Annotated in this window: 21 protein-coding genes and 1 tRNA gene; 17 read left to right on the top strand and 5 right to left on the bottom strand. The window is 71.0% G+C overall.

All coding sequences use genetic code 11. The features are described 5' to 3' along the window. Positions 1–109 precede the first annotated feature (109 nt). Positions 110–1,114 carry a Gfo/Idh/MocA family protein gene (locus J2X26_RS08350; protein ID WP_307491371.1) on the top strand — a complete coding sequence of 335 codons (1,005 nt, stop codon included), beginning with the start codon at positions 110–112 and terminating at the stop codon, positions 1,112–1,114. Positions 1,115–1,371: 257 nt separating this feature from the next. Then, the gene (locus J2X26_RS08345) at positions 1,372–2,553 is read left to right on the top strand and encodes a PP2C family protein-serine/threonine phosphatase (protein ID WP_307491369.1); all 1,182 of its coding nucleotides are present in this window, start codon (positions 1,372–1,374) and stop codon (positions 2,551–2,553) included. A 142-nt stretch (positions 2,554–2,695) separates the two neighbouring features. Here J2X26_RS08345 and J2X26_RS08340 read toward each other — a convergent pair whose 3' ends face one another. Together J2X26_RS08340 and J2X26_RS08335 are read right to left on the bottom strand one after the other, a co-directional pair. After that, positions 2,696–2,869: a hypothetical protein gene (locus J2X26_RS08340; RefSeq protein ID WP_307491368.1), complete on the bottom strand. Its 174-nt coding sequence runs from the start codon at positions 2,867–2,869 to the stop codon at positions 2,696–2,698. 16 nt (positions 2,870–2,885) lie between these two features. After that, positions 2,886–3,032, bottom strand: coding sequence for a hypothetical protein (locus tag J2X26_RS08335; protein ID WP_307491367.1), 147 nt, complete (start codon positions 3,030–3,032; stop codon positions 2,886–2,888). Positions 3,033–3,289: 257 nt separating this feature from the next. On the opposite strand from J2X26_RS08335, the gene J2X26_RS08330 reads away from it, so the two are divergent. The 15 genes from J2X26_RS08330 to J2X26_RS08260 all read left to right on the top strand — a co-directional run bounded on the left by J2X26_RS08330 (position 3,290) and on the right by J2X26_RS08260 (position 20,590). After that, positions 3,290–4,063: a histidine phosphatase family protein gene (locus tag J2X26_RS08330; protein ID WP_307491366.1), complete on the top strand. Its 774-nt coding sequence runs from the start codon at positions 3,290–3,292 to the stop codon at positions 4,061–4,063. Continuing rightward, positions 4,047–4,910 carry an NAD(P)H-hydrate dehydratase gene (locus J2X26_RS08325; RefSeq protein WP_307491365.1) on the top strand — a complete coding sequence of 288 codons (864 nt, stop codon included), beginning with the start codon at positions 4,047–4,049 and terminating at the stop codon, positions 4,908–4,910. The genes J2X26_RS08330 and J2X26_RS08325 overlap by 17 nt, the downstream gene beginning before the upstream one ends. A gap of 25 nt (positions 4,911–4,935) precedes the next feature. Beyond that, a complete protein-coding gene (locus J2X26_RS08320) occupies positions 4,936–5,703 on the top strand; it encodes a GAF and ANTAR domain-containing protein (protein ID WP_307491364.1) in 768 nt (255 codons plus the stop codon). A 249-nt stretch (positions 5,704–5,952) separates the two neighbouring features. Beyond that, positions 5,953–6,648 carry a hypothetical protein gene (locus J2X26_RS08315; RefSeq protein WP_307491363.1) on the top strand — a complete coding sequence of 232 codons (696 nt, stop codon included), beginning with the start codon at positions 5,953–5,955 and terminating at the stop codon, positions 6,646–6,648. Further along, a complete protein-coding gene (locus tag J2X26_RS08310) occupies positions 6,645–7,055 on the top strand; it encodes a phage holin family protein (RefSeq protein WP_307491361.1) in 411 nt (136 codons plus the stop codon). The genes J2X26_RS08315 and J2X26_RS08310 overlap by 4 nt, the downstream gene beginning before the upstream one ends. Next, the gene (locus tag J2X26_RS08305) at positions 7,052–7,669 is read left to right on the top strand and encodes a DUF3618 domain-containing protein (protein WP_307491359.1); all 618 of its coding nucleotides are present in this window, start codon (positions 7,052–7,054) and stop codon (positions 7,667–7,669) included. The genes J2X26_RS08310 and J2X26_RS08305 overlap by 4 nt, the downstream gene beginning before the upstream one ends. A gap of 70 nt (positions 7,670–7,739) precedes the next feature. Continuing rightward, entirely contained in the window at positions 7,740–8,726 is a 987-nt protein-coding gene (locus J2X26_RS08300; protein ID WP_307491357.1) for a manganese catalase family protein, read from the top strand. Continuing rightward, positions 8,719–8,868: a hypothetical protein gene (locus tag J2X26_RS08295; protein WP_307491356.1), complete on the top strand. Its 150-nt coding sequence runs from the start codon at positions 8,719–8,721 to the stop codon at positions 8,866–8,868. Before J2X26_RS08300 ends, J2X26_RS08295 begins: the two co-directional genes overlap by 8 nt. Positions 8,869–8,905: 37 nt before the next feature. After that, positions 8,906–10,105 (top strand): zinc-dependent alcohol dehydrogenase, encoded by a 1,200-nt coding sequence (locus J2X26_RS08290; RefSeq protein WP_307491354.1) that lies wholly within the window; start codon positions 8,906–8,908, stop codon positions 10,103–10,105. A 330-nt stretch (positions 10,106–10,435) separates the two neighbouring features. Beyond that, positions 10,436–11,548: a YihY/virulence factor BrkB family protein gene (locus J2X26_RS08285; RefSeq protein WP_307491352.1), complete on the top strand. Its 1,113-nt coding sequence runs from the start codon at positions 10,436–10,438 to the stop codon at positions 11,546–11,548. A gap of 615 nt (positions 11,549–12,163) precedes the next feature. Continuing rightward, complete coding sequence (locus J2X26_RS08280) at positions 12,164–14,059, top strand: acyl-CoA dehydrogenase family protein (protein ID WP_307491351.1); 1,896 nt, start codon at positions 12,164–12,166, stop codon at positions 14,057–14,059. A gap of 784 nt (positions 14,060–14,843) precedes the next feature. Continuing rightward, positions 14,844–15,938, top strand: a complete 1,095-nt coding sequence (locus J2X26_RS08275; protein ID WP_307491350.1) for a flavin-containing monooxygenase — start codon at positions 14,844–14,846, stop codon at positions 15,936–15,938. A gap of 45 nt (positions 15,939–15,983) precedes the next feature. Then, positions 15,984–17,609 carry a LuxR family transcriptional regulator gene (locus tag J2X26_RS08270; protein WP_307491349.1) on the top strand — a complete coding sequence of 542 codons (1,626 nt, stop codon included), beginning with the start codon at positions 15,984–15,986 and terminating at the stop codon, positions 17,607–17,609. A 278-nt stretch (positions 17,610–17,887) separates the two neighbouring features. Continuing rightward, positions 17,888–18,244, top strand: a complete 357-nt coding sequence (locus J2X26_RS08265) for a hypothetical protein (RefSeq protein ID WP_307491348.1) — start codon at positions 17,888–17,890, stop codon at positions 18,242–18,244. Positions 18,245–18,481: 237 nt separating this feature from the next. After that, positions 18,482–20,590, top strand: coding sequence for a multicopper oxidase family protein (locus J2X26_RS08260; RefSeq protein WP_307491347.1), 2,109 nt, complete (start codon positions 18,482–18,484; stop codon positions 20,588–20,590). A 439-nt stretch (positions 20,591–21,029) separates the two neighbouring features. Here the strand turns inward: J2X26_RS08260 and J2X26_RS08255 are convergent. The 3 genes from J2X26_RS08255 to rsfS form a co-directional block, all read right to left on the bottom strand. Continuing rightward, positions 21,030–21,102, bottom strand: a tRNA-Ala gene (locus J2X26_RS08255). A 71-nt stretch (positions 21,103–21,173) separates the two neighbouring features. Beyond that, the gene (locus J2X26_RS08250) at positions 21,174–21,872 is read right to left on the bottom strand and encodes a histidine phosphatase family protein (protein WP_307491346.1); all 699 of its coding nucleotides are present in this window, start codon (positions 21,870–21,872) and stop codon (positions 21,174–21,176) included. Continuing rightward, entirely contained in the window at positions 21,869–22,258 is a 390-nt protein-coding gene (gene rsfS / locus J2X26_RS08245) for a ribosome silencing factor (protein WP_055913093.1), read from the bottom strand. The genes J2X26_RS08250 and rsfS overlap by 4 nt, the downstream gene beginning before the upstream one ends. Positions 22,259–22,290: the final 32 nt, after the last annotated feature.

Here is a 22,290-nt window from a genome sequence, read left to right as displayed (position 1 = left end):
GACCAGCGAGGGCCGAGCACGAACGGGAGATCCACGTCGCGATTGACGGGAGCAGTCAGCCGGGGCTTCACTGCAAGCGCGAGTTGCCCCACCACGAACGGGGAAGGTCATGGCGCCGGCCGACGTCAGCCCGAGCAGCTCGCCCTTGCGCGTCGCCGTCGTCGGTCCCGGCGGTTGGGGCAGGCAGCACGTCCGGGTCTTCTCCGAGCGGCTCGACACGACCGTCGTCGCGATCGTCGGCAGGGACGAGGAACGAACACGCCGGCAGGCAGCGGAGGCGAACACTGCCGGGTTCACCGACATCGCCACCATGCTCGACGCCGTCCAGCCGGACCTCGTCACCGTCGCGCTGCCGAACGAGCATCACTTCGCCCCGACGCTCCAGCTGATCCGGGCCGGAGTGCCGCTCCTCGTCGAGAAGCCGCTCGTCTTCGACCTCGCTGAGGCGGACCAGCTTCTGCGCGAGGCGGCCGAGAGGGATCTGTTCCTGGCCATCAACTTCAACCACCGCTACGCCGAGCCGATGCTCCGCGCCCAGGCCGCGATCACGGCGGGCGCCCTCGGCGACATCGTCTTCACGAGCTGGCGGTTCGGCGGCGAGGCGAACATCGGAACCCACCCGCACGCACAGCTGATCGAGACGCAGTGCCACGCGTTCGACACGATCGAGCACCTCTGCGGACCGATCGTCTCCGTGATGGCGCAGATGGCGCGAGCCGGCGGCGGCCCGTACACGACCGTCGCCATCGCGCTCGAGCTCGCGAACGGGGGCGTCGGCAGCCTCGTCGGCACGTACGACTCCTCCTACGCCTATCCCCTGACCCATCAGATGGAGATCAATGGTCGGGCCGGCCGCCTGCTGATCGAGGACACCGTTCGTCGACTCACGATCTCCGCTGCGGGCGACGAGACGAGCCAGGTGTGGCAGGCCGGCTACTTCAACGACGAAGCGCGGGAGTTCCAGCGCACGTTCGACCGGCACGTCAGCGCCCTGCTGCCCGCTCTACGGTCCGGCGGCCAGCCGCCCATCCACGCTCGCGCAGGCCGACGGGCCCTCGATCTGGCGATGGGGTGCATCGCATCGTTCGAGACGGGCCGACGCGTGAGCGTCTGAGCAGCGCCCGCTCCTCGTTCGCGCCTCGTGCGAAGGCCCGCGTGCCCGCCCTGAGGTCGAGTCCGAACCGACACGTCCACCCAACGGGGAGCGAACGGCGGCTCGGCGCGCTTCCGCCACGACCTTGTTCGCGTGAGCGCACGGAAATCGTCGCGTCTGTGTGAGCCTGGGGGCGCAACAACCTGTCGGCCGGGAGGCGCAGCGCCATGGACTGGAACGACCCAAGCGGTTCGGGCGTCACGCGTCCCCTAGCGGCGATGACGTCCCTGTTGCGTCGCACGCACATGACGCCACCAGACCTGCTGCCGGATGCAGTTGATGAAGCGATCGTGCACCTCGGCGCTCGGGCGACGGTGTACCTCGCGGACTACACGCAGACGTTGCTCGTCGCGATGGCGAGGCCCTCGATCCAGCCTGGGCCGAACCTGACGATCGACGGCACCCTGGGCGGGCGGGCCTACCGGATGCTGGTGGTCCAGACGGCGGTGGTCGACGGTGAGGCGCAGCTGTGGATGCCGATCATCGACGGTGTCGAGCGCCTGGGCGTCCTGAAGATCGTCGTTGCGGACGCGGGTTCGCTCGAGGACCGCGCGTTCCGGCGCCAGTGCTGGTGGTTCGCCCACTACCTCGGGCACCTGGTGACGGTGCTGGACACCTACGGCGACGGCATCGACGCGGTACGGCGTCAACATCCGCGAACGCTGTCCGCCGAGCTGATCTGGCAGCTTCTGCCCCCGCTGACCTCGGGAACCGACAAGGTGATCGTCAGCGGACGGCTCGAGCCGTCCGGCAGCGTCGGCGGCGACGTCTTCGACTACGCGCTGTCCGACACGGCAGCGGAGTTCGCGATCCTCGACGCGACGGGCCACGACCTGCAGTCCGGACTCGCCGCAGCGGCAGCCCTGGCCGCGTACCGCAACGCCCGTCGGCAGGGGCACGGCCTCTTCGAGCAGACCGAGTCCATCCATCGCGCGGTCCAGGACGCGTTCGAGGGCCGCATGTACGCGACCGGGGTCCTGGGCAGACTCGACCTCGGCTCCGGTCGACTGCGCTACCTGTCGGCAGGTCACCCGTCGCCGCTGCTGCTCCGTGCCGGCAAGATCGTCAAGACGTTGGATGCGGGACGCCGTCCCCTGCTCGGTCTCGACATGCGGGAGGGCAACATCGCCGAGGAGATGCTCGAACCCGACGACACCGTCGTCCTGTACACCGACGGCATCACCGAGGCCCGCGACGAGCAGCACCAGTTCTTCGGCATCGACCGCCTCACCGACTTCATCGAACGCGAGGTCTCGGAAGGCACCCCGATGCCGGAGATGGTGCGACGCGTGTGCCGGCGCATCCTCGACCACCAGAACGGAGTGCTCCAGGACGACGCGACCATGCTGCTCATCCAGTGGACCACGACGGGTCAGGCATACCTCGAGCCCACACGCTGATCGCCTGACGTCGAGGTCCGTCCGACAACGCGCCGACGGTGGGTTGCCCGCCGCCGTCAGGACGTCGGCCGCGCCCGGTGAGCACGTGGGCGATGGGCCCGGTGTCGCCCGTGCCAACCCCCTGACCGCGCCGTCCGCGGCGTCAGGCGTTGTCCTCGGCAGACTCCTCGTCCACCAGGGGACGCGACCCGCGCGCGTCCGCGGCGGCCCGTCCGGCCGCGACCGCGTCGTCGCGCTGAAGGAACCCGCCGTCGACGTGCGAGCCGTCCAGCTCGTTGAACCACAACCCGGCCCGCGCGTGCACGCCCTTCGTCATGGCTCGACGTCCTCGTTCATGCCTGGACGATCGGCCCGTGCGCGTCGGGGTTGCCGGGGTCCTCGCTCGCGGGCGGTGAGTCGGCGGGCCGGTCGTCGGGCAACCCGTCGACGTCGTCGGGCAGGTCAGGGACGCCGTTCTTCGGGGTCGGTTCGATGCTCATCTCGTTCCTCCATCTCGGCAGGTCCTGGGCGGATCCGCAGGACCGGCGCACTCTGCCCGACGCCGTCTCCATCGTGGGCTGACGCTCCGCATCACGCACGTCCACAGCGGCACATCTGCCGGCGGCTGCATGCGGTTGCGGGACGCCGGGGCCGGGGCTACGTTCGCCGCGACGTGGCCCAGGCCACCTGAGGCGGTCAAGTCGCGGCCCCGACTCGGATGCGGCAGCTCACCCGGCTGCAGCGAGCGGAGGTGCTCATGGCGCAGCTCGACGCGGAGCCGACGAACCCCGGTCGTCCCGGGGTTCGCGAGCTGGTACTCGTGCGCCACGGCGAGAGTGCGGGGAACGTCGCGGCGGCCGATGCGGAGCGTGCGGGTCTCGAGGTCATCGACCTGGAGACGCGGGACGCCGACACCCCCCTGTCCAGGCTCGGCGCCGAGCAGGCGGCCGCTCTCGGCACCTGGCTCCGGACGCAGATCGCCGGCGACGCCCCGGACGTCGTCTGGTGCTCGCCATACGTGCGCGCGCTCCAGACGGCGGTGATCGCACTGCAGGAGGCGGGCTCGACGCTGGCCGTCCGCCAGGACGAACGGCTGCGTGACCGCGAGCTGGGCATCCTCGACCTGCTCACCAGGACCGGCGTCGCGACCCGCTACCCGGACGAGGACGCGCGGCGGCACCATCTCGGCAAGTTCTACTACCGGCCACCCGGTGGGGAGTCGTGGGCGGACCTGACGCTCCGGGTCCGCAGCTTGCTCGGTGACCTCGACCGGGCGGAGCCGGATCGCTGCGTGCTCGTCGTCGCGCACGACGCCGTCATCTCGACGGTCCGCTACGTGTGCGAGGGGCTGTCCGAGAGCGAAGTGCTCGACCTCGCCCGCCGGTGGCCGGTCCGCAACGCCGCAGTCACCCGCCTCGTCCGTCGTCCGACGGGCTGGGTGGCCACCGTCGTCAACGACGACGCGCACCTTCGCCACGACGACACCCCTGTGACCGAGCACCCCGGAGACCGCGATGCCCTACCGCACTGAGGCGCTCACGCCCGCGCTGCTGCGCGGATGGCCGCTGCCGGAGCCCGCCGGGTCCAAGTACGGGCGTGGCCAGGTGGTCGTCGTCGGGGGCGCACGAACGAGCCCCGGCGCGGCCATCCTCGCGGGCGTGGCCGCGCTCCGGGTCGGTGCCGGGCGGCTGACGCTCGGCGTCGCACGCTCGGTGTCGGTCGCCCTGGCGGTGGCCGTGCCCGAGGCCGGCGTCCACGGGCTGCCCGAGTCGGAGGCGGGTGCTGTCGACGGCACCGGGACGGAAATCCTCGGACCGGATCTCGACGACGCGGACGCCGTGCTCGTCGGACCTGGTCTCGACGATCCCGACTGCACGATCGCCCTGCTGCGCGCCCTCGCGCCACGGCTCGGCCCGGGTGCTCCCGTCCTCCTCGACGCCTTCACCCTCGGGGTGCTCACGGATCTGCCGGACGTGTCCGAACCGCTGCGCGGCCGCCTCGTCCTGACCCCGAACCTGAAGGAGGCGGCAGCGCTGCTCGACGGCGCGGACGTCGACGACGGGGCGAGCGCGCGGATCGCCGAGCGGTACGACGCGGTGGTGAGCTGCGCCGGGACCGTCGCCGCGCCAGACGGTCGGACGTGGACCGTGTCCACGGGCGAGAGTGGCCTCGCCACGTCCGGCAGCGGTGACGTGCTCGCCGGCGCGCTCGTCGGGCTCCTCGCGCGCGGAGCGGACCCGGCGCAGGCGGCGTGCTGGGCGACGCACCTGCACGCTGCAGCCGGCGACCGTCTGGCCGCGCGCGTCGGGCGCGTCGGGTACCTGGCCGGCGAGCTCGTCGACGAGCTGCCCGCCGTGCTGACGGAGCTCTCACCATGACGTTCTCTGACGGAGGGAGACCACGATGAACGACGACGACACGGCGCAGGTCGCGGCTCTCGTCGCACTCCAGTCGCTCCTGGTCGACGCAGTCAGCGTGGAGGACTTCGCCGACGGGGTCGCACAGGCGGCGGCACACCACGTCAGCCCGGCGACGTCCGCGACGATCACCCTGCGTCGCGAGGGCCGACCGACCCTCATGAGCGCGAGCGACCCCGCCGCCGCGGCCTGCGACGAGGTCGAGTACGCGACGGGTCACGGGCCCTGCCTCGAGGCGATCGACACCGGGCGCCTCGTGCACGTCGCCGACGTCGCGCGGGAGACTCGCTGGCCCCGCTGGCAGGCGACGACGCTGGCCCACGGGTTCGGCTCAGCAGCCGCGCTCCCCCGCCCGGTGCGACCGGGCGTGGAGATCGCACTGAACCTGTACGCACCCGAGCCGCGGGCCTGGACGGAGTCGGCACTCTCGATCGCCGACGTCTACGCCGACCAGGTCGCGTGCGGGCTGACGCTGTTCCTGCGGACCGCCGACCAGGCCGAGCTGAACGCCGACCTGCGCGCTGCGCTGGTCTCGCGCGCCGTGATCGACCAGGCCATCGGCGTGATCATGGCCGAGAACCGCTGCACCTCGGCGGACGCGATGTCGATCCTGCGCAGAGCATCGCGGAACCGCAAGACCAAGCTGCGTGACATGGCGGCGACCGTCCTGGAGGGGGTCGCGGGGAGCCCCCCGTGCGACGTCGACACCTTCGTCGAACGCGCTCGAGTGGCGGACCGGGTGTACCGCGCCTAACGTCCGAACCACCGGTCGGAAGGCTCGACCGGCAGACCGTCGCCCGGGACAGGACACGTCGCCGGGCATGGGACAGACGTCCGAGCAGAGGCGCTCGGACATCCCGACAGAGCAGCTCGAGGGCGCCCACGGCGCGCCTCGGCCCCATGCGGACGGCGACGCGGCAGAAGGCCCGCGACCAGGTCAGCCCCACCACGGTGGCTCACCCCTGCGCCCGTCCGCGCCCGCACCCCTGCAAGCGAGGACACCATGACCGACCAGTACGCACCTACCTACCCCCAGACCGGCGCGACACCGCCCCCCACGCCGACGTCCCCCACGACGGCCCAGACCGCCAGGGACGAGAGCGTGCACCTCAAGGACAAGGCCGCCGACGCCGGCGGCCACCTGGTCGACGAGGCCAAGGTCGAGGCAGCCGCAGTCACCCGAGAGGCACGTCGCCAGCTCGGCGACCTCTGGTCGCAGGCACGATCCGAGCTCTCCGACCAGGCGAGCAGCCAGCAGAGCCGGCTAGCCTCCGGCCTCACCTCGGTGGGCGGCCAGCTCACGCAGATGGCCTCGGCACCCTCCGAGCAGAACCTGGCCACCGACATCGTGCGCGAGGTCGGCGACCGGGTCGACGCGCTCGGCGGCTGGCTGGAGTCGCACGGCCCCGACGACGTGCTCGACGAGATCCGCGGCTTCGCGCGACGTCGGCCTGGCACCTTCCTCCTCCTCGCCGCAGGGGCGGGCGTGGTGCTCGGTCGCCTGACCCGGGGTCTCAAGGACGCGCCGAGCAGCTCCTCGAGCACCCCCACGACGGCTCCCGACGCGAGTCGGTGGACGACACGCACCGAGCCGCTGCCGGTCTACGACGACGCGGTCGAGCACCGCCCACGGTTCACCGACGAGCTCGCGTCACCGGTCCCCGGCGCGTCCGCGACGACGTCCTGGGAGGAGCGATGACCGACCCGGTCGAGTCGCCGCCGCGCCAGTCGGTCGGTGACCTGCTGGGCGACGTCACCCGGGACCTCTCGACCCTGCTGCGCCAGGAGGTCGAGCTGGCCAAGGCCGAGGCCCGCCAGTCGGCGAAGCAAGCGGCCAAGGGCGGATCGATGTTCGCCGGCGCTGCCGTCGCCGGCCACTTCGTCCTGCTGTTCCTGTCGGTCGCGCTGTGGTGGGCGCTCGGCGACGCCATGGACTCCTGGGCGTGGTCGGCGGTCATCGTCGCCGTCGTCTGGGCCGTCGTCGCCGCCGTGCTCGCCCTGCGGGGCCGGGCCGAGTCCCGGCGCGTCAGCGGCCTGGCCCAGACGACCGACTCCGTGAAGAAGATCCCGAACGCCATGCAAGGTCACGAGGAGAAGAACCGATGAGCACCGACCCGGACCAGATCCGCGACGACATCGAGCGCACGCGCGCCGAGCTGAGCTCGGACGTGGACGCTCTCACCGACAAGGTGAGCCCCACCCAGGCAGCCCAGCGCCAGGCGGACCGCATCCGCGCGACCGCCACCGACGTCAAGGAGCGCGTCATGGGCGGTGTCTCCGACGGCGCCCAGTCCGTCGGCTCCGCCGCTTCCGCGGTCGGCGACACGGCGACGAGCCTGCCGGCCGCCGCGCGGTCGAGGGCGAGGGGCAACCCGCTCGCCGCAGGCCTCGTGGCCTTCGGCATCGGCTGGCTGGCCTCCTCGCTGCTCCCCAGCACGCGCCAAGAGCAGCAGCTCGCACAGTCGGCGAAGGAGCAGGCCGCACCGCTGGTCCAGGACGCGAAGGACGCCGCACAGGGCATCGCCGAGAACCTCCGCCAGCCCGCACAGGAGGCTGCAGCGGCGGTCAAGGACCGGGCGACCGAGGCGGGTTCGACGTTGAAGGACGAGGGCCGGTCTGCCGCTCAGGACCTGCGCTCCGACGCCACGGACGCCGCGGAGAACGTCCGTGGGTCCAGCACCACCACCCCGCCGCCCTCACCGGGCGGCACCAGCCTCTAGCAGGCGGCGCGGCGGGGCTGACATCGGCCCCGCCGCGCAGCACGCCACCCGGCTTCGACGAGGAGGACGCATGTACCTGCACGTGCAACGACTGATCAACGAGATCGAGGCCGACGAGCCGGATCCCACTGCCGCCAACGCCCTGCAAGAAGGCCTCGGGGGCCAGTTCGGCGAGATGCGGACGATGATGCAGTACCTGTTCCAGAGCATCAACTTCCGTGGCCCGAAGGGGAAGCCGTACCGCGACCTGCTCCAGGGGATCGGCACCGAGGAGATCAGCCACGTCGAGCTCATCGGGACCACGATCGCCCGGCTGCTCGACGGGTCACCGCGCTACAACGGCAAGAAGTCGGACCCGTTGGACAAGCCCGGCGCCGGCGGCGCGACGCCGCTGGAGTCCGCACTCGACCAGGGCAACATCCACCACTACCTGGTCGCCGCCCAGGGTGCGCTGCCGGTCGACGCCGCCGGCAACCCGTGGTCCGGGTCGTACGTCTACAACTCCGGGAATCTCGTCCTCGACCTGCTCTACAACCTCATGCTCGAGTCCACGGGCCGACTCCAGAAGTGCCGGATCTACGAGATGACCGCGAACAAGACGGCGCGCTCGACGATCGCCTACCTGATCGTGCGCGACCAGGCCCACGAGAACGCCTACGCCAAGGCGCTGGAGACCCTCGGGGTGAACTGGGCGTCGGTCCTGCCGATCCCCAAGACCAACGCGGAGAAGTTCCCCGAGGTCAAGAAGCTGCTCGACCTGGGGCTGCAGAGCAAGCAGTACAGCTTCGACCTCACCGCCGCGTCGGAGGCGGGCAAGATCTTCCAGGGCATGTCGCCCTCGAAGGACGGGACCGAGCTCGACGCCACCGAGCAGGCGCCTGCGGGCGTCCCGTCCACGATCGCCGACGAGCGGTTCGAGGAGTTCTCCCCCGGGCTCGACGCCGACCTGCTCGCCCTGATCCAGGCCACCGCCGACCTGGAGATGGCCGACGTCCAGCCGATCTACGGCCCCGTCACGCCGACCTCGGGCTCGACGAAGGGTGCATCCGATGAGTGAGCACACCGTCCCGCACGACGACGACACGCCGCCCCTCCCGGCGACGACGCCGGACTCCGGCGACCCGGACCAGGGCGACAACCAGGACGTGCCGGCGGAGCGGATCTATCCCTCCGATCCGACCGGCCAGGACCCCGCGTGAGCGGGTGTCCGATCGTGACCGCCTCGAGGAGACACGCATGCACGCACTGACGTGGCAAGGACGCGAGAAGGTCAGCGTCGAGCAGGTACCCGACCCGACGATCCAGGAGCCCACCGACGCGATCGTGCGCGTCACGTCCACCGCGATCTGCGGCTCCGACCTGCACCTGTACTCCGTGCTGGGTGCCTTCCTCGACGCGGGCGACATCCTCGGGCACGAGGCGATGGGCGTCGTCGAGGAGGTCGGTCCCGGGGCCGGGTCGCTGCGCGCAGGTGACCGCGTCGTCATCCCGTTCGGCATCGCGTGCGGCACCTGCTGGATGTGCAGCCGAGGCCTCTACTCGCAGTGCGAGACCACCCAGGTACGCGCCCAGGGCAAGGGCGCGGCCCTGTTCGGCTACACCAAGCTGTACGGCCAGGTGCCCGGCGGGCAGGCGCAGTACCTCCGCGTCCCGCAGGCGCAGTTCGGCCCGGTCGTCGTCCCGGACGACGGCAGCCCCGACGAGCGGTACCTCTTCCTGTCCGACGTCCTGCCGACCGCGTGGCAGGCGGTCGCGTACGCCGATGTCACCGTGGGCGACACCGTGGCCGTGCTGGGGCTCGGGCCGATCGGCCAGATGTCCGCGCGCATCGCTGCCCACCGAGGAGCGTCCCAGGTGATCGGGATCGACCTCGTCCCGGAGCGCCTGGCGATGGCGCAGCGCCACGGCATCGACGTCCTCGACCTGGGCAGCACCGACGACCTGGTGGCCGCCGTGCAGGACCTGACCGATGGGCGTGGAGTCGACGCGGCGATCGACGCGGTCGGCATGGAGGCCCACGGCTCGCGCGTCGCCGCGCTCGGGCAGAAGGCAGCCGGGCTCCTGCCCGACGCCCTCGCCGCACCGCTCGTCGAGAAGGCGGGCATCGACCGGCTCGACGCCCTGCGCTCCGCGATCGACATCACGCGCCGCGGTGGCACCGTCTCGATCTCCGGCGTGTACGGAGGGGCGGTCGACCCGCTGCCGATGATGACGATGTTCGACAAGGGACTGACCCTGCGCATGGGTCAGGCGAACGTCCGGCGCTGGGTCGACGACCTCCTGCCGCTGCTGACCGGCGACGGCGACCCGCTCGGCGTCCTCGACCTGCGCACCCACCGCGTGCCGCTGCAGGACGCACCGGCTGCGTACGAGATGTTCCAGAAGAAGCAGGACGGGTGCATCAAGGTGGTGCTCGACCCGCACGCGGCCGCATGACGACCCGTCGGCGCGGTCCGAGGCGGGCGGCGACCTGGCTGCTCGCCGCCCGGGCCCTCTGCCGGTCGCAGAGCGTGCGCGCCATCCGGTGGTCCCGTCAGGCGCGACGCACCGTGAGGTGATGGGGCGACGACAGCTGCGTCGAGGTCCGGCCTCGCCCGACGTCTCTCGCTCGGACGCGATGCCGAGGCTCGACGCGGCGGAACCGTGCACAGCGCCTGAGATGCGTGACGCTACGCCCCGTCCGACGATGGACGTGACGCGGTGCAGCAGACGCCGTCCCCACGCACCGGCCCCGGAGGCCGCGCGCGTCGACGGAGAAGAGGCGCCATGCGCACACGGGCCCACGACGAGAGCAGCACCGCCAGCACCGACAAGGCCGCTGCCCCAGCGCCGGAAGATCCGCGCAAGCCCGACACCCTCGACGACATCACGAGACGCTCGTGGCTCTACGTGCTGCGCAAGACTCTGCGCGAGTTCGTGGACGACCAGTGCACGGACCTCGCGGCGGCGCTCACCTACTACGCCGTGCTCGCCATCGCCCCCGCGCTGCTCGCCGTCGTCTCCGTCCTCGGCCTGGTCGGCGATCCGGAGGCGGCCATCCAGGGTGTGCTCGACCTCGTCGCGGACGTCGGTCCGGCGACCGCCGTCGAGACGCTCGACCCGATCCTCACGCGTCTGACCGACGCGCCGACGGCGGGTCTCGCGCTCGTGCTCGGGTTGGTCCTCGCGCTCTGGTCGGCCTCGGGGTACGTCGCGGCATTCAGCCGAGGCATGAACCGGGTGTACGAGATCGACGAGGGCCGGCCGGTCTGGAAGCTCCGTCCCGTGCTGCTCGCGGTGACGCTCGTCCTGGTAGTGATCGCCGTCGGCGTGGTCATCGCCGCCGTCCTGTCCGGCGGAGTCGCTCGCGCGGTCGGCGCGACCATGGGGTTGAGCGACACCGCGGTAGCCGTGTGGGACGTCGCGAAGTGGCCCGTCGTGGCCCTGCTTGTCGTGACCGCGATCTCGCTCCTCTACCACTGGGGGCCGAACGTTCGTCAGCCGAAGTTCCGGTGGATCAGCGTGGGCGCGTTGGTCGCGCTCGTCGTCTGGGTGCTGGCAACGCTGGGCTTCGGGTTCTACGTGTCGGGATTCGGGAGCTACGAGAAGACCTACGGCTCCCTGGCTGGCGTCATCGTGTTCCTGCTCTGGCTGTGGATCACCAACCTCGCGCTGCTGTTCGGGGCCGAACTCGATGCGGAGCTCGAGCGTGGACGCCAGCTGCAAGCCGGCATCGAGGCCGAAGAGACCATTCAGCTGCCCCCGCGAGACACGCGGGCGAGCGTGAAGCGGCAGGCCAAGCAGGAGGAGGACGTCCGGCTCGGCCGTTCCCTGCGTCTGGCCCGCGGGCACGACCAGACCACATCCCCCTCCTCCGGCCGGGAAGGGGACCCGCCCTGACCGACAACAACCCCAGCAGACGAAGCGACGCTGCTCGGACCAGCTCGTGATGCACGATGCGAACGGCAGAGATCGCGCGATCAGGGTGCCGTGAGTCCGTCGTCGAGCGGCCCGACCGCTCGGGCCGCGCCGTCGGTGCCGGCTTCGGACCCGGAAGGCCTGGCGTCGTCCGCCAGGCCCCCGCAGCTCGGTGGCCGACATCACGGTGGTCTCCATGCCAGCAGGTGTGCGGCAGTTCGCCCAACACGCGCGAGGAGGTCCGAGAGCGGTTTGAGGCGCTGACCTGGCCGAACGCCGGGATCGGCGTTCCTTTCGAACTCCCTTGTCGGGGTTCTTCGAGGGATTTCGAGCACGTTCAGCGCCAATAAGCGTCCACCGCGGCCACTCACCTCTCGCCGACCGCCAACCGAGGTGCCCTCCTGTCCCCGGGAGGTGCCCTGCTCCTCCCAACGGGGGCAGGAGGAAGGCGACGGCAGCTCACACACGACACGCGGCTCGTACGACGTCGAACCGGTGGGTTCCCCGTCCGCAGGGAGCGCACCCGCGCGACCGGTCGGTAGCATCGACATCGAGCGGCTGGCCCGTTCGGTGCGGGTCCCGCTGAGGAGGCTCGTCATGAGCAGCGTCGCCGTGGACCAGACCCCCAACGCCGGTGAGCGGAAGGCTCGTGAGGTCGCCGAGGCGGCCCGGGAGCGGCAGTGGACCCGACCTAGCTTCGCCAAGGGGCTGTACCTCGGCGCATTCGACGTCGGGCTCATCCACCCCTACCCGGCGTCCGACCCGGACGCCGCGGCGCGCGGGGCGGTGTTCCGCCAGGCGTTGCTCGAGGTGTGCAGGACCATCGACGGCCTGGCGATCGAGCGCGAGGACCACGTCCCCGATGAGGTGATCGACGCGCTGCGGCGCGTCGGCGCGTTCGGCATGAAGATCCCGCAGCGGTACGGCGGCCTGGGACTGTCGCTCGTCGACTACTGCAGGTCCTTGATGCTGGTCAGCACGGTCCACCCGAGCCTGGCCGCGCTGCTGTCCGCGCACCAGTCGATCGGTGTGCCCGAACCCGTGCACCTGTTCGGCAGCCCCGAGCAGAAGCAGGCGTTCCTGCCGCGCTGCGCCGCGGGCGCGATCTCCGCGTTCCTGCTCACCGAGCCCGACGTCGGCTCGGACCCCGCCCGCCTCGGCACCACCGCCGACCCGATGGACGACGGGACGGCGTACCTGTTGGACGGCGTGAAGCTGTGGACCACCAACGGTCCGATCGCCGAGTTGCTGGTGGTCATGGCCGTCGTCCCGCCGCACGACAACGAGCGCGGCGGCATCAGTGCATTCGTTGTCGAAGCCTCCACCCCGGGGATCACCGTCGAGCACCGCAACCGGTTCATGGGGCTACGCGGGATGGAGAACGGCGTCACCCGGTTCCGGCAGGTGCGGGTGCCGGCGGCCAACCGGCTGGGACGCGAGGGCGAGGGTTTGAAGATCGCGCTGACCACCCTCAACACCGGCCGCCTGTCGATACCGGCGATCTGCGCCGGCGGCAGCAAGTGGGCGCTGTCCATAGCACGGCAGTGGTCTGCCGAGCGGGTGCAGTGGGGCCGGCCGGTGGGCGAGCACGAGGCGGTCGGTTCCAAGCTGGCCTTTATCGCTGCCACGACGTTCGCGCTGGAGTCGGTGTGCGATCTGTCCGCGCGGCTGGCCGACGCCGGCCAGAAGGATGTGCGCATCGAGGCGGCCCTGGCCAAGCTGTGGGCCAGCGAGATGGGCTACCGCGTGGCCGACGAGCTGGTGCAGATCCGCGGCGGGCGCGGGTACGAGACCGCCGACTCGCTGGCGGCGCGCGGTGAGCGGGCGGTCGCCGCCGAGCAGCTGCTTCGGGACATGCGGATCAACCGCATCTTCGAAGGCTCGTCGGAGATCATGCGCCTGCTGATCGCCCGCGAGGCCGTGGATACCCACCTGGCCGCCGCGGGCGACCTCGCGTCCCGCGACGCGTCCCTCGGCGCCAAGGCCCGCGCATCCGTCGGCGCCAGCCGCTTCTACGCCCGCTGGTTCCCAACCTTGCTGGTTGGGCAGGGCTCCAGGCCCAGCGCCTACGCCAACTTCGGTGCGCTGGCCCGCCACGTGCGCTTCATCGAGCGGTCGTCCCGCTCGCTGGCCCGGCACACCTTCTACGCGATGGCCCGCTACCAGGCCCGCCTCGACCGCAAGCAGGTGCTGCTGGGTCACATCGTCGACATCGGCGCCGAGCTGTTCGCCATGTCCGCCGTGTGCACCCGGGCCACCGCGATGCGCCACGAAGACCGAGCCGTCGGTCGCGACGCGATCGATCTCGCCGACGCCTTCTGCGCCCAGTCCCGCCTCCGGGTAGAGGCCCTGTTCCGGGGCCTCCGCGGCTCCACCGCCTCCGACGACCGGCTGGCCGGCGCCGTGATGGCCGGCCGGCTGCGGTGGGTCGAGGACGGCATCGTCGACGCATCCGAGGGCACCGGCCCGTGGATCGCCACCCGGACGCCGTGACCGGGAACGCGTCCCGCAAGGGCATCAGCCTGTGCGAGACACGACCATCGTGTCGGCCGGATGTGAGGGCGCCGCGGCCCGTCAGAGCGATGGCGCGCGACTCCGGTCAGAGCCTCGACACTTGAACCCCTTGCACGGCATGGGCTTCAAGTCATGCAGCTCGTGCCTCTGACCAGCAAGGACGCACCCGCCAAGCCGCCGTCTAAAGTGTCCAATTTCTGTCCATTCCAGACCAAAAGGCCGCCTCTCCGACTGGAGAAACGGCCTCTGACCAGCACAATTGGTGGAGCTGAGGGGATTCGAACCCCTGACCCGGGGCGCACGTTCTCGCGTCTCCCGAAATCGCGCCGGCCGCGGCCCGACACTCGTTGCTACCTGAACGTGCTGCAGACCCCGGAGCGCAGAAGGGCCACCGATTCCGTCGGGGACACGGGATCGGCGTCCACGTCTTGCCCCGGTGCACGCATTGGGACACCCGGTGTACCCGCCGTCGCCACCGCCGGACAGACAGCCACTGGATCCGCAGCTCGCCGCCGCCTGCGTCGCGGCAGCCTCCTTCTCGGCCGGTGCAGCCGCGGTAGGCATCGGCTGATCGTGGCCACGCGGGATGACCTCGGGCCCCGCTGGTCTGGCAGAGCCGGAGCGCCCCAGACCGGCTCCGCGGCGTGTCGGCGTGTGCGTGATTCTTCCCATCCCGGGCCGGAGAAGATGAGCAATCGTGCCGACGCGTGCCCGGTCCCCGCGCTCCTAACGTGCTGCCGTCCAGCAATGACAGGAGCACGCCATGATCACCCAGCACATCGAGACCCTGGTGATCGGTGCCGGCCAGTCCGGCCTCGCCACGGGCTATCACCTGCAACGGCTCGGCCGCCCGTTCCTGATCGTCGACGGCGAACAGCGCGTCGGGGACGCTTGGCGCCGACACTGGGACACGCTGAGGCTCTACAGCCCGGCGAAGTACGACGCGCTCCCCGGCCTCAGCTGGCCGGCCGCGCCATGGTCGTTCCCCGGCAAGGACGAGGTCGCGGATTACCTCGAGAAGTACGCAATCCACCACGACCTCCCGGTGCGGACGAGCACCCGTGTCGACCGGCTTGAGGCGAGGGCCGAGGGTGGCTACCGCGCGGTGCTCAGCGAGGACACGATCACCTGCGACAACGTGGTCGTGGCCACCGGCACGTTCGGGCGGACGCCGTACGTCCCGGCCTTCGCCGCCGATCTTGATCCGTCCATCCAGCAGCTGCACTCGTGCCAGTACCAGCGTCCGTCGCAGATCTCCGCGGGCCCGGTGCTCGTCGTGGGCGCGTCGCACTCGGGGTGCGACATCGCCTATGAGGTGGCCGAGCACCTGCCCACCACGCTGGTCGGGCGGGACTGCGGGCAGATCCCCTTCCGGTGGGACCGGAGGCCGCTGCGGATCGGCTTCCCCGCGGTCGTCTTCGTGTGGCAGCACGTACTCACCCGGCGCACGCCCGTGGGACGCAAGGCGCTCGACGAGGTCCGGCACCACGGCGGCCCCATGACCCGGGTCAAGCGAGAGGACCTCGCGCGGCGGGGCGTCGGACGAATCACCCTGCGGGTCGCGGGCGTCGAGGGCGGGCGACCCGTGCTGGACGATGGCCGGGTGATCCCCGCCTCGACGGTGATCTGGTGCACGGGCTTCCAGCAGGTCTTCGACTGGATCAGGGTTCCGGTCTTCGGTCCCGACGGATGGCCGCAGGAGTACCGCGGCGTCGTCGAGAAGGCGCCCGGGATGTACTTCTGCGGCCTCGCGTTCCAGTACGCCTTCAGCTCCATGGTGCTGGTGGGCGTCGGGCGCGACGCAGAGTACGTCGCGCGCCGGATCGCGGCCAGGATCGACGCGGTCATGGCCGCATGACGGGTCGTACGCGCACGTCCTAGCATCAATTGAGGGTGGTGCGCCGTGGGACTGGTCGACGATCTGGAACGAGCACGGGAGGCCTACGAGCGCCGCGAGTGGGTGGCGGCGTACGACGCCCTCTCGGACGCCGACGACTCCGCCCTCGACGCCCAGGACTTCGGACGGCTGGCGACTGCGGCCTACCTTCTGGGCCGGCAGAACGACTGCGTCCAGGCCCTGCAACGGGCCCATAAGGCGCATATCGACGCCGGGGAGACCGTGCAGGCTGTCCGGATCGGATTCTGGCTGTCCATGGTTCTCCTGGAGAACGGCGAGTCCGCCGTCGGGGCCGGCTGGGTCGGGCGCTGCCAGCGGCTGCTGGAGCAGGTTCCCGGCGACGTCGTGGAGCGGGGCTACGTCCTGTTGCCCGTGATGATGCGCCACATCTACGCGGGCGAGTTCGAGCTGGCGTCGAAGCTAGCCGTGGAGATCACCGAGTACGGGCGGAGGTTCAGCAACGCCGACCTGCTCGCCCAAGGGCTCAACGCACAAGGCCGGATGCTGATGTACGCGGGCCGCGTGCCGGAGGGCATGTCACTGCTGGACGAGGCGATGATCGGCATCTCGATGGGCGAGGTCTCCCCCATCATCGCGGGGCACGTGTACTGCTCGCTCATCGAGGCGTGCCAGGAGGTCTCCGACTACGGGCGCGCCGCCGAGTGGACCCGCGCACTCACCGGGTGGATCGAGGATCAGCCCGGCCTGGTCCCCTTCACCGGGCAGTGCGCGATCCACCGCGGGCAGATCATGGGGATCCGCGGCGCTTTCCGCGCGGCGCTAGAGGAACTCGACCGCGCTGTAGCGAGGTACCTCGATTCCGAGACGCCGGCGGCCGCAGGACTGGCCTTGGCCGAGGCCGGCAACCTCCATCGCATCTGCGGTGACCTCGACGCCGCCGAGACGGACTACGAACGAGCGACCGGCTTCGGCTACGAACCCCAGCCCGGGCTGGCGCTGCTGTGGCTCGCGCGGGGCCGCACCGCGGCGGCAACCAACGCCGTCCACCGCCTGCTGGCCGAGCCGCGGGACCCGGTCCACCGCTCCCAGCTGCTCGCCGGCTCGGTCGAGGTGCTGCTCGCGACCGGCGAAGTCGAGGAGGCGCGGGCCATCGCCGACGAGCTGGCAGCGATCGCCGATGCGTTCAGGTGCACGGCACTGTCAGCAGCCGCCCACCAGGCGCGAGCGAGCTGCCTGCTCAGCACGGGAGAGCCTGGAGCGGCCGCACTGGAGGCGCGCAATGCCGTGGCGCTGTGGCGGTCCCTCGACGCGCCGTATGACGTCGCACGCTGCCAGGTGCTCCTCGGACGTGCACTGCGGAATCTGGGCGACGACGACTCGGCCGTCGCCGAGCTCGGCCAGGCACGACGCATGTTTCAGGGTCTCGGGGCGGCTCCGGCGGAGCGCGATGTGCTTCGGCTCGTGCAACCGAGTCGGCCGGCGGGACTGACCGAGCGCGAGGTGGAGGTGCTCCGGCTGGTGGCGAGCGGCCGCAGCAACTCGGAGATCGCCGCCGCGCTCGTGCTGAGCGAGAAGACGGTGGCGAGGCACCTGTCGAACATCTACACGAAGCTGGGCGTTGCCTCCCGGACAGCGGCCGCCGCGTTCGCGTTCGAGAACGGGCTCGCCTGACACGTGCCGTCCGGTCAGATCTCAGAACCGGTGATCGACTCCACCAACTCAGGCGACTAGCCCGAACCGCGCCTTCCGAGTCCGATAGATGACCCATGCCCCCTTCGGCAGAAGTGCGTGATTCTCCCGATGCGACCGGACGCGCCGCTCCGCGACCGTGGAGCGAGGAAAGCGTTGGGGGATCCCATGGCGTCATCGACGAGGACGGTACCGAGGGCCTCCGCGCCCGCCTCGGGCCGGGTCCATGAGCCCCTTGCCGCAGCGGTCGAAGCTGCCCTGTGCTGCACAGCGCGCTGGGGATCGGGGCCACGCGGGGGCCCACCGTGATCGCGTTCGCCGAGATCGCCGGACTCGCTGGCTCGGCGGTCTCGCTGGTGCTCTGGTGGCCCCAGGCCTTGATGGTCTGGCGCAGCCGGGGCGACCCGGACCGCCTCCGCGGGGTGTCCGTGACCTCGCAAGTCCTGCTGCTCCTCAACGCGGTGATCTGGGGTGCGTACGCCGCGTCCACCCAGTCCCTGTGGGTCGGGGCACCAGGGTTGGTCAACGCACCGCTCGCCCTGCTGACGATCGGAGTCCTGCGGAAGGCCCACAGGCACGCCGAGTCGCTGACCTCCCGGCGCCTCACGAGAACATGAGCTCAGCGAACCGGTCCACCACCCGTGGCCAGGGGTGCCCTGTGCAGCAGACCCGGTTGAGTGTCGCGGAACGCATGTGCTGCGGGCACCCAAAGGTCGAGGGCGTGGCTGGTGCTCCGAAAGCGGCTCCCGGCCGGTGATGCTCGTAGCAGGTGGTCATATCAGGACAAAAGGCCCTAGACGGGCCTCCGGACGCCGGGCATAGCGTCCAAGCAACGCGCTCAACGAGGAGTCGGAATGAGTGACACCACCACGTCGCCGACAGCAGCCGGCATCACACGACGGACCGTCCTCAAGACTGCCGGCGCCGCCTTCGGCCTCTACTTCGTCGGGGTCCTCGACGGCAGGCCCTGGGTGCTCGAGGCTGCGGCCGGCGAGGTAGCCGCCGGTTTCCTCGACCCATTGTCGGTGCCGAAGTGGGTGGCCCCTCTCCTCGTCCCGCCGGTCATGCCGACCACGGGCCGCACGACGCTGCGCGGAGGCAAGAATGCCGACCTGTACGACATCGCAGTCCGGCAGATCAGCCAGCAGGTGCTCCCTGCGCCGCTCCCACCGACCACGCTGTGGGCCTACGGACCGACGTCGGCCCGCAAGGGCAAGGCTGCCCTCCTCTTCCACGCACCCAGCGCGACGATTGAGGCCAAGTGGCAGCGGCCGGTCCGCGTCACCTGGCGCAACGAGCTCGTCGACGCCGACGGCCGCTTCCTGCCGCACCTCCTGCCCATCGACCCGACGCTGCACTGGGCGAACCCACCCGGCGGCACCACCGACCGCGACAGCCGGCCCGTGTTCGCCGCGACGCCGGAGCCCTACCGAGGTCCGGTGCCGGTCGTGACGCACGTCCACGGCGCCGTCGGCGTCGGCGACGAGAGCGACGGCTACCCGGAGGCCTGGTACCTGCCCGACGCGGTGGACCTCCCAGCCGGTCACGCGCACGACGGGACCTGGTACGCATTCTTCCGATCGAAGGCCGAGAAGGCGCACGGCCTGGCCTGGCCCACGGGCGGAGCGACCTTCCACTACCCCGACGACCAGCGCGCCTCCACGCTCTGGTACCACGACCACACCCTGGGGATGACGCGCGCGAACGTCTACGCCGGACCCGCAGGCTTCTACCTGCTGCGGGGCGGGCCAAACGGAGACGACGCTGTCATCGACTCGCGGGCAAAGTTGCCCGCGGTGCTACCTGGGCCTGCTCCTCAGGAGGCGGACGGGTTCCCCAGCAGCAAGCAGTACCGCGAGATTCCGCTCGCGATCCAGGACCGGTCGTTCCTCTCGGACGGGTCGCTCTTCTATCCAGACTCCCGCGAGTACTTCGACGGCACCGTGGGCCCGTACGTGCCCGAGGGTGACGTCTCGCCGATCTGGAACCCCGAGTTCTTCGGCAACACGATCATGGTCAACGGCCACACCTGGCCGACGCACACCGTCGAGCAGCGCCGATACCGGTTCCGTCTGCTCAACGGCTGCAACGCGCGATTCCTCATCCTCGACCTCGGCCTCCCCGGTGCCGAGGCGTGGCAGATCGGAACCGAGGGTGGCTTCCTCGCCGCGCCGGTGAACCTCACCGCCGAGCACGGTGGCCGACTGCTCCTCGGCCCGGCCGAGCGCGCTGACGTGATCCTCGACCTCACGCACGTGCCGGTCGGCTCGCACATCATCAGGAACCTCGGACCGGACGAGCCCTTCGGTGGAGGGCAGCCCGACGCCGACTTCGATGTCGCCAACCCGGCGTCCACCGGTCAGGTGCTCCAGCTCGTCGTGGTCCCTGCGACGAGCCCGGACCCCACCACGCCTGCGGCCTTCCTGGTGCTCCCCGCGATCGACCCGCTCCCGACGACGGCGGTCCGGCGACTCGCACTGGTCGAGGAGATGTCCACGGCTCCCGAGCTCGCGGACGACCCCCCACCCATCGCTGCGCTGCTGGGCACCGTGGACGCAACAGGCACCTGGTCCACGTACATGTGGAGCGACCCGATCACCGAGAACCCGGCCGTGGGCGCGGCGGAGACTTGGGAGATCTTCAACTCAACCGCGGACGCCCACCCGATCCACGTCCACGAGGTCGTCTTCCAGGTCGAGAACCGGGAGCCGGTGGCGATCGACGAGGCGACGCACTACATCGCCCCCGCAGGCGGGGCCCGACCTCCCGAGCCCGGCGAGAACGGCTGGAAGGACACGGTCATCGCCTACCCCGGGGAGGTGACCCGGATCCGCATGCGGTTCGACCGCGGCGGCCAGTTCGTCTGGCACTGCCACATCGTCGAGCACGAGGACAACGAGATGATGCGGCCATACCGCATCGGCCCCGAGCAGCCGGGACAGCCGGGACTGCCGCCGGCCTAAAGTGGCCGACTACCGACCGACACCGCTGGTCGTCGTCACCCTCGACCGGCAGCCAGAACTCGACCGTGGCGGTGTGGACGACCCCGTCGCAGCGACCGTACATACGCCTGCAGCGCACGTACTCCGACAGCGGCGTCCCCGGCCAGCGACGAGCACATGCGACGCAGGTGGTACTCGGTGGTTCCGAGCACAGTGGCGAGGCAGGCGACGAACTCCCAGATGTGCCGACATCCGTTGCTGATCACGACGGAGCCGCGACCTTCGGACCCTCGGGATCCGGCTTCCATGCACGGCATGGAAGTCAAGTCTCAGGCTCTGCGCCTCTGACCAGCAAGGACACACCCCCCAGGCCGCGACCTTGAGTGTCCAGCTTGTGTCCACCGCAAGCCGAAAGGCCGCCTCCCCGAGTGGAGAAACGGCCTCTGACCAGCACTTTCGGTGGAGCTGAGGGGATTCGAACCCCTGACCCCCTGCATGCCATGCAGGTGCGCTACCAGCTGCGCCACAGCCCCGCGGTCCCCCGAGGGGAACCACTTACGCCCGTAGGCGCTCGGAGAGTCTAGATCGAACGCGGGCCGAAACGCTAATCGGGGTCCCGGGTCTCGGTATCGGCGTCGGAGTCGCGCGTGGTGTCGGGTCCGGCGTTCCAGTCCGTCGACGCGTCGGTGGGCCCGAGGTTGTACCCGACCATCCGCCACGACGGCGAGAAGTCGCCCCGGGTGGCCACGAGCTCGGTCCAGTGGGCGTTGAGCATGCCCGCGAAGCCGTGCCAGTCGGTGGGCATGCCGAGCAGGTCCCCGACGGCGCAGCTGATGGCGGAGCCGTGCGAGACGACGACCAGGGTGTCGTCCGGACCGAGCGCGGCGGCGTGCTCGAGGATCCCCTCGCGCACGCGTTCGGCGACCTCGGCACGGGTCTCCGCGCCGACGCCCTCGGGCTGTCCGCCGGCCCGCCAGACGGCGAACTCGTCGGCCCAGTCCCGGCGCAGATCGTCGCCGGTGAGGCCCTCCCAGAGGCCGAACGCCCGCTCGCGCAGCCGGGCGTCGACCGCAAGGTCGAGACCGGCGGCACGGGCCAGGAAGCTGGCCGTCTCGTGGGCGCGGCTGAGGTCGGACACGACGATCGCGGTCGGCTCGTGCCGGGTCAGCAGCCGGGCGGCCGCGGTGCGTGCCTGCCAGCGGCCGACGGCGTCCAGCGGGATGTCCACCTGGCCCTGCAGGCGCGCCTCGGAGTTGTACGCGGTCCGGCCGTGCCGGACGAGGAGCAGACGCCCCGCCGTCACGCGTCGGCGCCCTCGTCGGTCCCCCGCGCGTCAGCGGGGAGCTCGATCAGAGGGCAGTCCTTCCACAGCCGCTCGAGGGCGTAGTACACCCGGTCCTCCGCGTGCTGGACGTGCACGACCACGTCGCCGAAGTCCACGAGGACCCAGCGGCCCGCGGCCTTGCCCTCGCGGCGGATCGGCTTGGCGCCGAGCTTGAACAGCGCCTCCTCGACGGCGTCGACGATGGCGCCGACCTGCCGCTCGTTGGTGCCGGAGGCGATGAGGAAGACATCGGTGAGGACGAGCTGCTCACTGACGTCGAGAGCGATGATCTCCTCGGCCTTGATGTCGGAGGCGGCACGAGCGGCCGCCACGGCCAGCTCGATCGCTCGTTCGGTCGCAGCCACAGGTCTCCTTGGTTCGGGGTGAGGCAGGTCTG

It is taken from the genome of Cellulomonas humilata (assembly GCF_030814415.1).
GTDB classification, from domain to species: Bacteria; Actinomycetota; Actinomycetes; order Actinomycetales; family Cellulomonadaceae; genus Cellulomonas; species Cellulomonas humilata_A.
This window is presented reverse-complemented; position numbering and strand designations above follow the sequence as displayed.